The following is a 14,721-nucleotide window of genomic DNA, read 5'->3' as shown; positions in this document are numbered from 1 at the left end:
TCAGTCGCCACCTCGTGATCTATTGGACACACTTTATCAGTTGGATTCGGTGCGTCGTCGCCGGGAGACAAAGTACGAGCGAACTCTGACGGCGCAAGCATTTTTTTCATTGGTACATCGAGGCGGCCTGGCGCAAGGATCTCTGAATAAGTTCAAGGGCCCAAACGGGTGTGGGATCTACCCGGCTGCCTGCTTTGCCCCCCAGTGGGTGGGCTTCGTCCATCCATCCACATGATCAAGCCTCGGGGCGGGCCTGACCACGGGGCGCTATCCGGAGCTGCACATTGCTCTGTGACTGCCAACACCTAACTCGTCGGCTTCGAGCATGGTTCGAGACGCCGACCCTGGATCGACATGAGATCGAGTTGCGGGATAGGAAATATGATCCCCGCGTAGTTGCTTCGGAAGAGCGTTCATTCGCCAGGCGATGATCCAGCTGTCGCATCTCAATCCAAGCAAGCCAGCCCACGAGCAGGCGCAAGAATGCCTCGCTGGACCGGGCCCACTGCTCCGTTCCGCGATGATCGTCGCGGACTTGACCGATGGTGCCCGCACACGAGGTCGTGAAAAGCACGACGCACAGAGCCACGAGGAACTGTCGCACACGTCTTTTTATCCTGGCGCCTCACGCGGTCGCAATCGAGATGCGCGGCAGGTCGGTCCTATTGATCTCGTAGGTCGCGCTATTGCGATCACGATTCGCGGCAATTCGGGCCGCGAAGGCGGCAGCTCAGGTCGTGTGCGACACGCAGATGTCCAGGTTTTCGGCGCAGAACTGGCTCGAATAGCAGTCAGCGTCAGTCTGACACGGCAGTATGCATCGACGGACAGCATCCTGTCCGAAGCTCGCGCACACGATGTTGGGGTCGAAGCACGCTTCGCTTCCCGGCCCGAAGTCACAGTCAGCGTCGGTCTCACAGACCGGCGAGCAATTGCCGACCGGCGAGACTCCGTACATGTCTGTGGTGTCGTAGAAGTTGCAGCTCCAGTCGTCTATACAGACCAAGAACTCGTTGTTGCAGGCAGCCATCATGTAACCCAGTGAGTCGCATGAGCCACCCCACACGTCCGCGATACCGGCTTCGTCGGCGCTGGTGTCTCCGGTGTCACCATCGCCTTCGAGATCGCCGTCACCGTCGCCAGGGTCACCGTCACCGTCACCGTCACCGTTGGAGGTGTCGCCGTCTGCGTTCGGACCGTCACTGGACGACCCGCCGGGTTGCTTGGGGCCGCACGCGAGCGTGACCCTGCTCGTCGATCTCGACGCGCAGCTCCCGGTCGGCGGACTCAAACGGGCGAGCGGTCGCGGCCGGGCCCGGTGTGTCGGTCATCGGTCGCTGTCGTCTCGCCGGTGTCGGCGTGTCAGCGGATCGCAGGGCAGCAGCGGGCTCGGGACCGAGTGGTCAACCAACCGCAGCAAGAAGTTGCCAATGCCGGCCCAGCCGAGCATGAGACCAGGGGCGGCCCAGCCTCCGGGGACGCCGCAGCCCCACGCGTGTCCGCGGCTGGCATGGGCGATCGCAGCCTCTGCGTGGGCCTCGGCCTCGCGGCGGAGCGCGGGCCGATCGAGCTGGGTCGCGGCGAGCAGCAGCAGCTCGGCGACGCCAAAGGTCCCGTGGCACAGGGAGTGGTCGGGGCCCTCCGCGCTGCCCACCAGCGAGGCCGAGGTCGCGACCAGGGCACGCTCGAGATCCTCGCGCAGGTCCGCGTCCTCCCCCACACACGAGAGCATGCCCAGGCGCGCGAGGCCGATCCCGGGGGCGCCGTGGCACCACGCCAGCATTGATCCGGGCTGTCCTTCGGTGGCCACCACCCAGGCGCGCCGATCGGGCCAGTTGCCGGCCCGAGCGTCGAAGTGAGCTCGCTCGTAGCGGGCGGCCTCGCGGGCGGCGTGCGCGGGGCCGGGCGCACCGGTGACGGCGTGGAGTTCGGCGAGGGCCCACGCGACGCCAGACGCTCCGTGCGAGAACCCGAGCAGCGGCGCGTCCCCGGGGTCGGTGGGCGACGGCCACGCGACGCCGTCGTCGCTCACCCGCGCGGCGTCGATCAAGAACGCGCCGTGCTCCGCCGCGCGCTCGACCAGATCGTCGCGACCGAGGGTTTCGGCGGCCGCGAGCAAGACCGGGATCACCCCCGCGCTGCCGTCCATGACGTCGAAGTCCCAGGCGTCCGCCGCAGCTAGGCGCAGCCGCTCGCAGGCGATCGCCACCCGCTGGTGGAGACCGACGTCCTCGAGCGCATGGCCGAGCTCAAGCAGCGCGTAAATGTGACCGGCGACTCCCGAGTAGAAGCCGCGCGGGCCCTGATCGAGGTCGACGGCGAGCGCCTGATTGAGCGCTCCGATCGCGGCCCGGCGCTGGCGCTTGTCGCCAGTGTGCGCGTGCAGGCGGGCCAGGAACAGGGCGACGCCGAGGGTGCCTTCGTAGAGGTCCGCGCCGAAGCTGCGGTAGCTCGGGGTCGGCCGCCCGCTCGCGTCCGGCTGCAGGGTCCAGCCGAGCCAGGTGCACCGCGCTCCCGACCACAGCGCCTCACGGCACAGGCCGTTGCCGACCCGATCGGCCTCGACCAGAAAGTCGACGGGGGTCCCGAGCGCTGGGTTCACGACGTCACCTCCACGGCCCTCGGCCAGGCCTCGACCGCTCGCAGGCCTGGGCCGAGGTGCGGGCGGTCGAGGTCGAGACCCTGCTCGGAGAAGGCCGCCCGAATCGCACGCAGGCGATGCTCGAGATCCTGCCCGGCCTCGGGCCCGAGCGCCCGCCACACGTCGACGAGGGCCTCGGCGAGCAGGCGACAGCGGTGGGTTCCGAAGCTCTCCGACGGGCCCGGGTCGTCGGCCAGACCGACTCCGGCGAACAGCTGCGCCGAGAACAGGGGCACCTCCGGATCGAGCAGCGCGTCGCGCCCGGCCAGATCCGCGACCACGTCGATGACGATCGGGGCGTACTTGCGCGGCACATACAGTACGGTCGCGTCGGCGCGCGCGTAGTGGTCGGCGGACGCCGGGGTCTTGGCGTGAAAGGGGATCACAGCCCGCTCGAGATCGTCGACGAGCGCCCGCAGCAGGGCCTCGACCGAGTCCGCGCGCGTGTTGAAGTACAGCCGTGCGCAGTCGATGTCCTCGAGCGCGTCGCCGAGCTCGCTGCCGAGCACGTGGTAGTAGCCGGCCTGCAGCTCGAAGCTGCCGACCGTGAGCCGCAGATCGACCCGGCCGCCGACTCGGACCGGAACGCCGGGCGGTCCCCACTTGGTGTAGTCACCCGCGAGCGCATGCCGATGGCGACCACCCTTGCGCACGCGGACCAGGCCGCTGTCCTCGAGCTGGTAGACCTCCCACCCGCGGTCCCACCCGAGGGTCCCGATCGCAATGGTCGCCAGGCGATCGCGCAGGCTAGACTTCGGCCAGCCCTCGAATTCACCGACGCAGTCCGCCGCGACCTCGCGCGCGAGGTCGGCCCGCAGGCGACGGCCGTGCGTGTAGCAGCCCTGGTAGAGCAGGGCCCACAGCCCGAGCGTCAGGTCGTCGCTCGGCGCCGCCCCCCCAAGGTCCTCGACGAGCGGCCCCACCGAGCGGGCGAGCGCGGCGACGTCTGGCTCGACCCCGTCGACGCTCAGGCGACACTCGGAGTGGATGATCAGTCGCGCACACAAGTCGGCCACGATCGCGGCGTTGGTGTCGTTCACGCTCGCACCTCCGCCGCGACCGACACCCCGGAGGACAACGGCGACTCCAGCCCCAGCAGGGCCGTGTGAGCCCGTCGAGGAGCACGCATGACGTTGGCGGCGAGCTGCAACAGCACCAGGGTCGAGCGCGCCAGCGGCTGGTCCAGCGCCTGAGCCTCGACGGCGCTCTGGACCAGCCGAGCCCCGGCCAGGCGGGTGCTCTGGACGAGCAGGGCCGCCGACCGACGCGGCGACAGCCCGCGACACGCGATGTAGGTCGACCACAGCGCCCGGGCTACGGCCAGACGCCGCGCCTCGACGGTCGGCGGCCGCCGGGCGCCGGCCGCCTCTCCGTCCTCGCTGATCAAGTCGAGCAGGCACCCGTACAGCATTCCGGCGACATCCCACGCCGGATCGCCGACGTCGGCGAGCTCCCAGTCGACGAGCACGATCCGCGGCTCGCCGCCCGCGTCGGGGACCAGCAAGACGTTGTCCCACTTCACGTCGCCGTGGATCAGCGTGTCGCCGGACCACGCCCCACGCAGCTCGGTGAGCGCCCCGGCGAGCTCGGGCAGCTCGTGGATCGCCTCAACGATGCCCGGGTGGACCGAGGGCGACACGACACACTCCGAATCCGTCAGTAGGAGCACGGAGGGCGGGTGCCGGGGCAGGCGCTCGTCCGTCTCCTGCACGAGCGACGCGCCCCCCTCGTGGGCCCGAGCCAGCGCCGCGCCCAGCATGACTGCGAGCTCGACCGAGTCGACGGCGGCCCCCGCGGCCCCGATGGTCAAGCCGTCGAGCAGCTCGGTCACCAGAATTGATCGGTGAGCGTCGAAGTGGAGCCGACGCGGGGTGATCGCGTCGAGCTTCGGGGCGCGCGCGGGCACCTGCGCGTAGACCCAGGCCTCTCGGTCCAGCGTCTCGCGCAGGCTCGGATCCTCGCTCGCGGCCTGCTTGAGGAACAGGCCTCGGCGGCCGTCCACGGACACGCGCAGGTTGTTGTTGCGCCGACGCTCCTCTTGGACGACGACCCGGCCCGCGACGACGTCCTCGACTTCGAGGAGGCCACGCGCCAGCAGATAGCGGATGACGGTTTGAGCGACGACGAACATGACTCTCCCGCAGCTCGGCTCAGCGACAGAGCAGCGTCATGGTGTACCGGCAATTGCCGGTGGGAAGCTTGCAGAGCTGCGTCTGCGTCACGCAGCGCTGACTGGGCGGGAGCGGCTTGCAGGCCAGCGACTCGGTCACGAGACAGGTGCCGGTCCGCGTGGCGCAGTTGGTCGTGCATCCCCTGGCTTTGCTGGTCGCGCAGGTGAAGAAGGTGGCGCCGCAGGTTCGAGTCCCGATCCCCCCGGGCGGGCGGGCCTGGGCCTCGGGCGTGCTCATGGGCGGCGGCGCCTGGGCAAAGCCCAGGCCGACAGCGGCGGCCGTGTGCATCTCGGCCGCAGCAGTTAACGCCAGCGCCTGCAGCCGGGGATCGAGGTCCAGCCACACGCCGGGATCGGGCTCGACCTCCGCGACGAGGGCTGCGTCGTGGAACGACCCGATCGGCAACCTCTGGCTGAGCGCACCGTGGTCGCTCGAGTGGGTGATGAGGGCACCCTCCTCGAGCCAGATGACGCGAGCCGGCAGACCGAGCTCGCCGTCTACGGGCCGCTCGTGGACCACGTCCTCGACGCGGTAGTCGACGTGCTCCGAGAGGTCGATGTCGAGGTAAATCCGACGCTGCCCGGGCGCCGCCGCCTGGCCGGGGTAGCCGACCAGCGTGGACAGGCGCGGGGGATGATGAGGGTCACGGACGATCGCGTCGACGAAAGATGGAGTGGGGTTCGAATCAGTCATGATCTGGGTACGCTCCTCGAGCCTCGATGGCGACGATCGACGACGAGCTCGAGTGAACGCTTGTCGGAGTAGCACCCCTCCGATCGAGGCGGGATGGAGGGTTTGCATGGATCGCGTTGAGGCATTGGACCCGTGTCGGACTGAGGTGAACACCCTAGTGAGGCCGGCCCCGCGGGCATGATCGAGGCGCCGTGCGGAAGACACAATCGGGTGTGGCCCAAGCAGCAGCCGATCCTGCACCGATTCGCGTCGTGCTCGCCGACGATCACCAGCTCGTCCGAGAAGCGCTCGCGCGGCTGCTCGACTGCGAGCCCGACCTGACCGTCGCGGCCACCTGCGCGGACGGGGACGAAGCGCTCGAGACCATCGCGCGCGTGCGCCCGACCGTGGCCGTGCTCGACATCTCGATGCCCCGACGCACCGGGCTCGAGGTCGCCGCGGCGCTCGCCCAAGCCGATCTCGGCGAGCTCCGCATCGTCGTGTTGACGGCCCTGCGCGCGCCCGAGCTCGCCCGCCGAGCCTTCGACCACGGCGCTCAGGCGATCGTCCTCAAGGACGACGCATTCTCGGATCTCCTGGCCGCGATCCGGGCGGTCGTGGCGGACCGCGCCTTCGTCAGCGCGGCCCTAGGCGGCGCCGTGATCCAGGCCCAGAGCACCAGCCGAGCGCTGCTGACCGACCGCGAGCTCGAGATCCTGGGCCTGATCGGCCAGGGCCTCACCAACCGACAGATCGGCGTCGCGTTGGCGATCAGCACCAAGACCGTGGATAACCACCGGACCCGGATGATGCGCAAGCTCGACGCGCACGCGGTCGCCGACCTGGTCCGCCACGCGATCCGAATCGGGCTGGTCGAGCCATGAGCGCAGGCACGGTGTACCGCAACCGGGACCTTCACGGCTTGCGTCCGGGTCGTCGATGCTCACGCGCGGCGCGAGGTAGGCCTCGGCGTCGGTGAACGACTGGGCGGTCCCAGAATCGGGTGTCAGCATCTGAAGCCACGACCACGTTGAAGGTCGGCTCGAGCGCCCCAGCGTTCACGCCCGGCCGCCGACGGCACCAGCGTGAGCCTGGCCGACACGCTGGCGAGCGGCCCCGCGGTCGTCGTGTTCTACCGCGGCGATTGGTGACCACACTGTCGAGAGCAGCTCGGGCGGCTGCAGGACGCCAAGGCTCAGTTCGCTAGCCATCACGCCACGGTGGTCGCCATCGTCGTCGACGACCCCGCCACCAACGCCGCGCTGATCGAGCGGCTAAATCTCGACTTCACGATCCTCAGCGACGCGGATCTCGCGACGATCCGCGCGTGGGGGGTCGAGCACGAGGGCAAGGACATCGCGTTGCCGGCCACGCTGGTGGTCGACCGATCGGGAAAGATCGCGTGGGCCTACGTAGGGGACAATCCTCGCTACCGTCCAGTGGTCGACACCGTGCTCGAGGTGCTCACGGCGCTCGAGCACGATCGGTAAGCTGAACGACACCCCAAGTCAGTCGCAACCAGCGGTGTAGACATGCCAGCGAGTGGTCCCGACCCCGCCAATGTCACAGTTATCAGTGACCACGAGATCGGGAGCGGCGCTGCCCATCAAGTTCAACGTCACCGCCCGGTACACCCCTTGGTCGCAAGGTGCCGAAGACGCCGCGTAGGTCTCGTCGAGCTGCTCCGCGTAGAGCCCGGGCGGCAGCGACCACGAGCTCGCGTTCGCGGAGAACCCCGTGCCCGTGTTCTCGTGCACGAGCCAATGTGTCGTGCCCACGCCGCCGACATCACAGTTATCCGTGACCACGAGGTCCGGGCCTCCGACACCCGTCACATTCAGCGTCACTGCCCGGTACACCCCTTGATCGCACGGTGCCGACGACGCCGCGTAGGTCTCGTCGAGCTGCTCCGCGTAGAGTCCGGGCGGCAGCGACCACGAGCTCGCGTTCGCGGAGAACCCCGTGCCCGTGTTCTCGTGCACGCGCCAGTGCGTCGTACCCACGCCGCCGATATCACAGTTGTCCGTGACCACGAGATCCGGGCGCCCGTCACCACTTAGATCCATCGTGATGGCCCGATACACCCCTTGATCGCACGGTGCCGACGATGCCGCGTAGGTCTCATCGAGCTGCTCCGCGTAGAGCCCAGGCGGCAGCGACCACGAGCTCGCGTTCGCGGAGAACCCCGTGCCCGTATTCTCGTGCACGAGCCAATGTGTCGTACCCACGCCGCCGATATCACAGTTATCCGTGACCACGAGATCTGGGCGTTTGTCGCCTGTGATGTCCATGGTCACGGCCCGATACACGCCTTGATTGCACGGTGCCGACGACGCCGCGTAGGTCTCGTCGAGCTGCTCCGCGTAGAGCCCAGGCGGCAGCGACCACGAGCTCGCGGTCCCGGAGAACCCCGTGCCCGTGTTCTCGTGCACGCGCCAATGGGACGTCCCCACGCCGCCAATATCACAGTTATCCGTGACCACGAGATCCGGCCGCCCGTCGCCTGTGAGATCCATGGTCACGGCCCGGTACACCCCTTGATTGCACGGTGCCGACGACGCCGCGTAGGTCTCATCGAGCTGCTCCGTCACCAGCCCGGGCGGCAGCGACCACGAGCTCGCGGTCCCGGAGAACCCCGTGCCCGTGTTCTCGTGCACGAGCCAATGCGTCGTACCCACGCCGCCGATGTCACAGTTATCCGTGACCACGAGGTCCGGGCGCGCGTCGCCGGTGAGATCCATGGTCACGGCCCGATACACGCCTTGATTGCACGGTGCCGACGACGCCGCGTAGGTCTCGTCGAGCTGCTCCGTCACCAGCCCGGGCGGCAGTGACCAGTCGACGCTGGTCGCGCTGAACTCACAGGCCGGGTCGGGTGGCGGATCGCCATCACCGTCGCCGGTCGGGTCTCCGTCGCCGGTCGGGTCTCCGTCGCCGGTCGGGTCTCCGTCTCCGGACGGGTCTCCGTCTCCGTCCCCGGTTGCATCGCCGTCCCCGGTCGCGTCGCCGTCCCCGGTCGGGCCAACCGTGGTCAACGAGTCGAACTGGCTGTCATCAGCCGTCGAATCGCCGCAACCACTCGCGCTGAGACTCAGCGCCAGGCAAACGCCCAGCGCCCAGACTTCGCCAACCAGACACAGCGCAGTCTCCCGAAACCAGGCTCGATTCCCCATGCGCGCGTTCTACTTGGTAGTCGAGGCGAAAGAAACCAACCGACCCGGGATTCGGCAAACTGGTTCAAAGTCGCGCATGTGTGGAGAGGTCGCAGACTTTGCCGCCCCGACCGCGGCCAGCTGCCGCCCGGCCTGCGAGCCCGGGAAGCCGCCTGCGCAAAAAGACAATCCCACTTGATCGGCTCACCCCTGAATGGCACCCCCAGGCGTGCACCACATTTCGTCCAAGCCCAGTCTCGCGCTGCTCGTGCTGTTCACGATGCTCGGCTGTGAAGACCCTGGGCAAGCTGACTCGTCGAGCTCCGCCGAGACCGGTACCGAGGGCGAGACCAACGACGAGCCGGTCGAGTGCCCTGCGGACGAGATGTTCATCTCGGAGGACGTCGAGCCCTACTTCGAGTGCGCCGCCGCGGGCCCCTGCGAAGCCATGTACCAGGTCTGGGACTACTCGCTCAGCGGGGGCTTCACGGCGAGCATCGCTGGCTACGAAGCCGTGGCGGAGTGCTGGTACGAGCAGCTCGCGGCCGGCACGATCGGCCGCTATCGGATCGACAAGGACTTCTACGGCGACCCCGGCTACAACACCTACGACGTGTTCGCGGGCGGCATCGTCGAGTGGCGGCAGGTCGATCTGCCCGAGGGCGCCGTCGAGGTCCGGCGCGGGCCGAGGAACCTCGCCTCGTCAAACTACTGGACCACGTGCCGGTCGCAGTGGGACGGGGGAGAGTTCCTGCCAAACTGTTTCTACGAAGGCTTCGCGCCGTGCATGGTGTTTGCGAGCGAGGACCAGGCCTGCGGCGACGGTTCGGGCGGAGGCACGGGTGAGGACCCGCCGATCGAGGAGCTCCCCGAGTGGCCCGACGGTGGCCAGTACTCGGGGCCGTGCGACTCGATCGGCGAGTGCGCCGGGTTTGAATCCGGACAGGCGGTGACCTGCGCCGTCGAGACCCGGACCTGCACCACCGGCTGCTTCGACGCTTCGGAATGCGACCCCGCGCCAAACGGCGACGCGGTGCCCGTGTGTGCCGATGGAGCGATCGGTGCCTGCCACCTCGACTGCGCGGGCGGCCAGACTTGCCCGACCGGGATGGCCTGTGCCGCTGGACTGTGCGGCTGGCCCTGAGCCACTCGGCGATCAGCTGCCCAGCGCCACGTCGAAGTCGACCGCGAAGCGCAGCTGCAGGCCCCAGCCCGGCTCATCCGCAAAATACCGGAGCAGGCTGTTGAAGTCGCGGTAGCGCATGTTGAGCAGGTTGGTCCCGGTCACGCTCAACCGATAGATCTCCCGCTCGCCCAAGAACTCGACCCCCGCACCCGCGCCCAGCAACACATAGGCCGGCGGCGGCGGGGCAAAGTCGAGCTCGGGCTGGTAGCGGGTCTGCCGGGTCACCACGGTCCCACCGAGCTCGAGGTACGCGCGCGTGGTCAGGCGCGAGTCGGGGAACAGGTAGCGGCCCGTCAGCGAGTAGCGATCGGCGGGCATGAACGCGAGCGGTCCGGCGGCCTCGAGGTCGTGGCCTCGCACCCACGCCGCGCTGCCGGCCAAGGCAAACGGGATCCGCGGGGCCTGGAGGTCGAAGCGAACCTCGCCACCGTTGAACAGCGCGTTGGTCGGCTGGAACACGAACACCGGAAACGGCCCGCGGGTCGTGCAGGTCAGCGGCGCGCACTGACCCTCCTGCTGCTCGGCCACGAAATAGATGTAGTCGTCGACGAAGCTCGAGAACGCGGCGGCCTCGACAAACCACCACGCGCCAGCGTACTGCACGGACAGCTCCCCGCCCCAGGTTCGCTCGACTCCGAGCCGCGAGTCACCGAGGCCGAGCATTGGAAACGAAGGCGCGGCCCCGTTCATGAAGTGCTCGTCGATCGCCGGGATCCGGGCCGAGGAATTGAGCTGCCCGCGAATCGTGAAGTCTCGCGCGCGCCGGATCGGCCGCCCGAGCACCCCGAAGGTCGCCGAGGCGGTGTTGAACAAGTGCTTGCAGGTGCCGCCGTTGTCCGCGGTGGGCTCGCACGCCTCGGCGTCGATCCGGCCGCCGGCTTGCTGCCCGAGGTAGTCGCGCTCCGCGAGCGCGGCGCTGCGATGCAGCCCTTCGTAGCGGGCACCAAACTCGATCTCGACACGGTCGTGAACGAAGCGCTCGATGTCGTAGACGCTCCAGCCCCACTGCTCGTAGTCGGGCACCAAGCTGGCCGTGGACTCGAACTCGTTGCGTTGCTGGGTCAGCCCTGCCCCCAGCGCCCCGACCAGCGTCCAGCGGCGCAGGTCGACCGCGGCGTGCTCGTAGCGAAGGTCGAGCGAGTGGGTCGCAAGGCCGAAGTCGAGCTGGGGCCCGACGACGCTCTCGCGCACGATCGCAAACTCCTGACGATCGTTGAACTGGTACGAGTAGGTCGCGTGCAGCTCGCCCGCGTGGCCCAGGGCGACCCGCGTGCGGGCGAGGGCGAGGTGATGCCAGATCTCCTGGCGCGGCCGCTCGAGCTCGAAGTCGGCCCGATACGCGTCAACGGCGACCGGCTGGCCGAGCGCGACGCTGCGCTGAAATTCTTCGGCCGTGGAGATCTGCAGGCAGGTGCAGATGCCCAGCTGCTGGCGCATGAGGTGATAGCCGACCTCGACATCGATGGACTCGCTGATGTAGCCGATCCGCGCGCCGACGTTCCAGGTCAGCGACCCCGTGTTGTCGAGCGGGTAGTCGGGCGTGAGCGCAGAGCGGTGGCGGGCGAGGTTGCCCTCGACCCGGGTCGCCAGGCCCTTGCCGCGCTTGGGCGCGTAGTCGAGGCGAAACGAGCCGCCGCCCCCGAGCGGGTTCGAGTAGCCGAACCCGCCGACCTCTCCGCGGAGGCTCGGCGTCCGCGGCAGCGGCCGCGGCTCGAGCAAGACCACTCCGCCGGCGGCCTCGGGACCGAACCGGGTCGTGCCCGCGCCCTTGATCACCGTGACGCGATCGGCCGCCTGCGGATCGACCTCGGGGGCGTGGTCGATCCCCCACTCCTGGCCCTCGTGGCGGATCTGGTCGAACACGATCATGTTGCGGCGCCCGAACTGGCCGCGGATGATCGGCTTGCCCAGCCCGCCGGCCGTCCCGCGCAAGGTCGAGACCCCGGAGATGCCCGTGAGCACGTCGGCCAGGCCCGCGCCGCGCCGCCGCGAGAGCTCGGCCCCCGACAGCGACTCGCTCGCCGCCAACGTCGGGTCACTGTCGTCGTGGACGACGATCACCCGCTCGTCGTGGTGACCGTGGAGCGCGTCGAGCTCGACGAGGCTCTCGGTCGTCGCGGCCGACAGCTCCAGGTGGACCCGGCGCGAGTCGTGCTCGGCCTTGCTCACGGTCACCTGGAGCGGCCCCGGACACAGCCCAGTCACCCGCGCGCGCCCATCGGCCCTCGTATGTAGGAAGGCTTCGGTGCGTAGGCGCGGGCTGCTGGGGTTGGCCGGCGCGCGCAGGGCCAGCTGCGCGTTGGGGATCGCCTCGCCGGTGTCCGACTCGAGGACGAGGACCTCCCACACGAGCGTGCACGCTCCCGCGTCCTCAGAGTTCTGGGCAGGGGCGGGCACGGGCGCTGCTGGCGATACCGGCGGTGAAGCTAGCAGCGCGCCGAGGAGGACAGGGACGAACACCAACGACAGGCTCGATTGGGGTAGAGGTCAACGCGAGCGATGGGCCGCGGTCACTGGACCAGGAGCTCGAACGTGACGTCGACATCGACGCTGCCCGGGAGGCTCTCGCCGTCGGCGAGCATCTGCGGGAGATCGGCAGATTTTTGGGGCACGTCGTTGACGTCCGGAAGGTGGCGGAGGAGCACCCGGAACTCGCCCATGCCCGCCGTGTCCGCCGTGATCGTGTTGGAGAGGCCGACGGGCAGATCGTCGCCGACCGCGTTGTCGCCGTAGTCCGACTCGAGGTCCGCGTAGGCGTGGGTGAGCAGCGCGGCCGCGGGCATCGACGCGGGGCCGGACACGTCGCCGACGATGAACACGAAGTGATCCTCGGCCTCTTCCGCGACCTCTTCGGTGATGTCCTCGGCCGGGTCAGCGAGCCCGTTCACGAACCGGATCGAGAGCGTGTAGCTGGTTCCCGCGGCCAGCTCGATGCGCTCGGCGCTGCCCGACATCCCGCCGTCGCCGTCGGGATCCTCGAACGAGAACACCAGGGCATCGCCGCCGCCGTCGGGCGTGAAGCTCAGCTCGACCTGCGAGATGACCTCGTTCTCGTCGTGACCGTGGTCGTCGTGGTCGTCGTGGTCGTCGTGGTCGTCGTGGTCGTCCCCGGCGCAGGCCGACAGCCCGACGACCAACGAGAGAAGCGCGCCAGCGAGGCTGAATTTCTTGCAATTTGATTGCATATGGCGGAACATAGTTGCGACGAATCGAGCATGTCAAGCGGCACCTGGAGACGGCGCCTGGCTCGTGGTCCTGGGCCCGACGTGTCGGGCCAGCCGCGCTTTTGCTATTGTCAGGCGCAGATGCCCCGCCGTTCGAGCCAGTCCCGCCGAGCCGAGCACGAGCAGCGCGTCCGCGAGCAGCTGCGCGAGGCCGGCTTGCGCATCACCGGCGCGCGCCTGGCCGTGATGGACGCGCTCCTGAGCGCGACGGGGCCGATGTCGCACGCGGAGATCGTCGAGCAGCTCGCGGGCTCGGCCGGCGATCCGGCCACCGTGTTTCGCAACCTCACTGCCCTGACCGAGGCCGACCTCGCGGTCCGCACGGACCTCGGCGATCACGTCTGGCGGTTCGCGGTCAAGCGCTCGAGCACCAGCAAAGGCCACGAGCACCCGCACTTTTTGTGTAGCGAGTGCGGGACCGTCGAGTGCATGCCGACCCTCGAGCTACGCGCGGCCCCGGGCCAGCGAGTCCCTCGCTCGGTCCGCAACCTCGACACCGAGGTGCAGATCAAGGGCCTGTGTGACGACTGCGCGGACGCGGCCGACACCGCCTGTGGCTGATCCGCACCTGCCGATTCAGGGGGGTCTGGGTGGCCCCGCGCGGCGATCTGGTAAGTGCAATTCGATTGCAAGTGTAGGGGCGGCGCTCTAGACTGCTCCGGACATGGCCAGCCCCAGCGCACTCACCGAATCCCCGGGCCTCGATCTCGTCGACATTCACAACCCTGCCGCCTGGGATCGCGTCTCCGACGGCTACGCGAGCTACATCGCCACGCACCTGCGCAGCTACGCCGTCGACGCGCTGCAGCTGGCCGGGATCAACGAGCACGACGAGGTCCTCGACGTCGCCACCGGCCCGGGGACCCTCGCCCTCGAGGCCGCCCGCGTCGCCCAAAAGGTCAACGCCCTCGACTTCTCGGCCGGCATGCTCGAGGCTCTGTACAAGCGCACCGACGAGCAGCAGCGGGCTCGGCTCAGCTTGCGGCAAGGCGACGGTCAGGCCCTGCCCTACGCCAGCGACAGCTTCGACGCAGCCTTCTCGATGTTCGGGCTGTTCATGTTCCCCGATCGCGCCAAGGGCTTCGCCGAGCTCGCCCGGGTCCTGCGACCAGGAGGGCGCGCAGTCGTCGCGAGCTGGCAGCCGCAGGACCAGATTCACGCCTTCGCGGTGATCAACGCCGAGCTGGCCGCCGAGCTGGCCGCGGAGTCGTCCGTGAGCCGCCCGAGCAGCGGGCCGCCGCTCGGCGACCCGGTCGTGTTCAAGGCCGAGATGGAGGCCGCCGGCTTCGACGTCGAGATCCACCCGATCGTCCACGTGCTCGAGAGCCCCTCGTTCGACGCGCTCTGGGACGGCCTGACCCGCTCGCACGTCGCCCTCGAGATCGCCCGCGAGCAGCTCGAGCCAACTCGCTACACCGACCTGCTCACGCGCATCCGTACTCGGCTCGAGGGTGACCTCGGGAGCGGGCCGCAGTCCGTCGCCATGCCCGCGTGGTTGGGCCTCGGCCGGCTCGGCTGAGCGCAGCAGCGCTGCGGGCTCTCACGGCAGCTCGTCGACGATCGTGACGCAGCGCCGGTCCTCGTCGGTCCAGCTCGGGCTGCTCGCGGCGACGACCAAGCTGCCGCGCTATTCGATGGCCCGAACATCTTGCAATTTGATTGCAAGATGAGCTAA

The 14,721-nt window shown here is 69.0% G+C and carries 12 protein-coding genes and 1 pseudogene; 5 read left to right on the top strand and 8 right to left on the bottom strand.

Annotated features, from left to right (window positions below; translation table 11 throughout):
• Nucleotides 1–730: 730 nt before the first annotated feature.
• From ENSA7_RS10870 to ENSA7_RS10855, 5 genes are read right to left on the bottom strand one after another with little or no spacing between them, the layout of a single operon-like run.
• Nucleotides 731–1,291: a hypothetical protein gene (locus tag ENSA7_RS10870; RefSeq protein ID WP_106089161.1), complete on the bottom strand. Its 561-nt coding sequence runs from the start codon at nt 1,289–1,291 to the stop codon at nt 731–733.
• A 36-nt stretch (nt 1,292–1,327) separates the two neighbouring features.
• Nucleotides 1,328–2,602 carry a lanthionine synthetase LanC family protein gene (locus tag ENSA7_RS10865; RefSeq protein ID WP_181233625.1) on the bottom strand — a complete coding sequence of 425 codons (1,275 nt, stop codon included), beginning with the start codon at nt 2,600–2,602 and terminating at the stop codon, nt 1,328–1,330.
• Nucleotides 2,599–3,681: a T3SS effector HopA1 family protein gene (locus ENSA7_RS43500; RefSeq protein WP_181233623.1), complete on the bottom strand. Its 1,083-nt coding sequence runs from the start codon at nt 3,679–3,681 to the stop codon at nt 2,599–2,601. The genes ENSA7_RS10865 and ENSA7_RS43500 overlap by 4 nt, the downstream gene beginning before the upstream one ends.
• On the bottom strand, nt 3,678–4,772 hold the full coding sequence (locus tag ENSA7_RS10860; RefSeq protein ID WP_106089160.1) for a phosphotransferase: 1,095 nt from the start codon (nt 4,770–4,772) through the stop codon (nt 3,678–3,680). Before ENSA7_RS10860 ends, ENSA7_RS43500 begins: the two co-directional genes overlap by 4 nt.
• 19 nt (nt 4,773–4,791) lie before the next feature.
• Nucleotides 4,792–5,505 (bottom strand): hypothetical protein, encoded by a 714-nt coding sequence (locus ENSA7_RS10855; RefSeq protein WP_106089159.1) that lies wholly within the window; start codon nt 5,503–5,505, stop codon nt 4,792–4,794.
• A 191-nt stretch (nt 5,506–5,696) separates the two neighbouring features.
• Between ENSA7_RS10855 and ENSA7_RS10850 the strand changes: the two genes are divergently transcribed.
• Nucleotides 5,697–6,368 (top strand): response regulator, encoded by a 672-nt coding sequence (locus tag ENSA7_RS10850; protein WP_106089158.1) that lies wholly within the window; start codon nt 5,697–5,699, stop codon nt 6,366–6,368.
• A 279-nt stretch (nt 6,369–6,647) separates the two neighbouring features.
• A pseudogene (locus ENSA7_RS10845) lies at nt 6,648–6,974 on the top strand (peroxiredoxin family protein); the annotation flags it as partial.
• An 18-nt stretch (nt 6,975–6,992) separates the two neighbouring features.
• Here the strand turns inward: ENSA7_RS10845 and ENSA7_RS10840 are convergent.
• Complete coding sequence (locus ENSA7_RS10840) at nt 6,993–8,657, bottom strand: FG-GAP repeat domain-containing protein (protein ID WP_106089156.1); 1,665 nt, start codon at nt 8,655–8,657, stop codon at nt 6,993–6,995.
• A gap of 208 nt (nt 8,658–8,865) precedes the next feature.
• Between ENSA7_RS10840 and ENSA7_RS10835 the strand changes: the two genes are divergently transcribed.
• Nucleotides 8,866–9,780, top strand: coding sequence for a hypothetical protein (locus ENSA7_RS10835; protein WP_106089155.1), 915 nt, complete (start codon nt 8,866–8,868; stop codon nt 9,778–9,780).
• 12 nt (nt 9,781–9,792) lie between these two features.
• Here ENSA7_RS10835 and ENSA7_RS10830 read toward each other — a convergent pair whose 3' ends face one another.
• Together ENSA7_RS10830 and ENSA7_RS43495 are read right to left on the bottom strand one after the other, a co-directional pair.
• Entirely contained in the window at nt 9,793–12,219 is a 2,427-nt protein-coding gene (locus tag ENSA7_RS10830; protein ID WP_146157567.1) for a TonB-dependent receptor, read from the bottom strand.
• Nucleotides 12,220–12,332: 113 nt separating this feature from the next.
• The gene (locus ENSA7_RS43495; RefSeq protein ID WP_181233621.1) at nt 12,333–13,007 is read right to left on the bottom strand and encodes a hypothetical protein; all 675 of its coding nucleotides are present in this window, start codon (nt 13,005–13,007) and stop codon (nt 12,333–12,335) included.
• A 120-nt stretch (nt 13,008–13,127) separates the two neighbouring features.
• On the opposite strand from ENSA7_RS43495, the gene ENSA7_RS10815 reads away from it, so the two are divergent.
• Together ENSA7_RS10815 and ENSA7_RS10810 are read left to right on the top strand one after the other, a co-directional pair.
• Nucleotides 13,128–13,607 (top strand): Fur family transcriptional regulator, encoded by a 480-nt coding sequence (locus tag ENSA7_RS10815; RefSeq protein ID WP_106089212.1) that lies wholly within the window; start codon nt 13,128–13,130, stop codon nt 13,605–13,607.
• A gap of 103 nt (nt 13,608–13,710) precedes the next feature.
• The gene (locus ENSA7_RS10810; RefSeq protein WP_106089151.1) at nt 13,711–14,565 is read left to right on the top strand and encodes a class I SAM-dependent methyltransferase; all 855 of its coding nucleotides are present in this window, start codon (nt 13,711–13,713) and stop codon (nt 14,563–14,565) included.
• Nucleotides 14,566–14,721 lie beyond the last annotated feature (156 nt).

Source organism: Enhygromyxa salina, from assembly GCF_002994635.1.
In the GTDB taxonomy this organism is placed as follows: Bacteria; Myxococcota_A; Polyangia; order Nannocystales; family Nannocystaceae; genus Plesiocystis; species Plesiocystis salina_B.
This window is presented reverse-complemented; position numbering and strand designations above follow the sequence as displayed.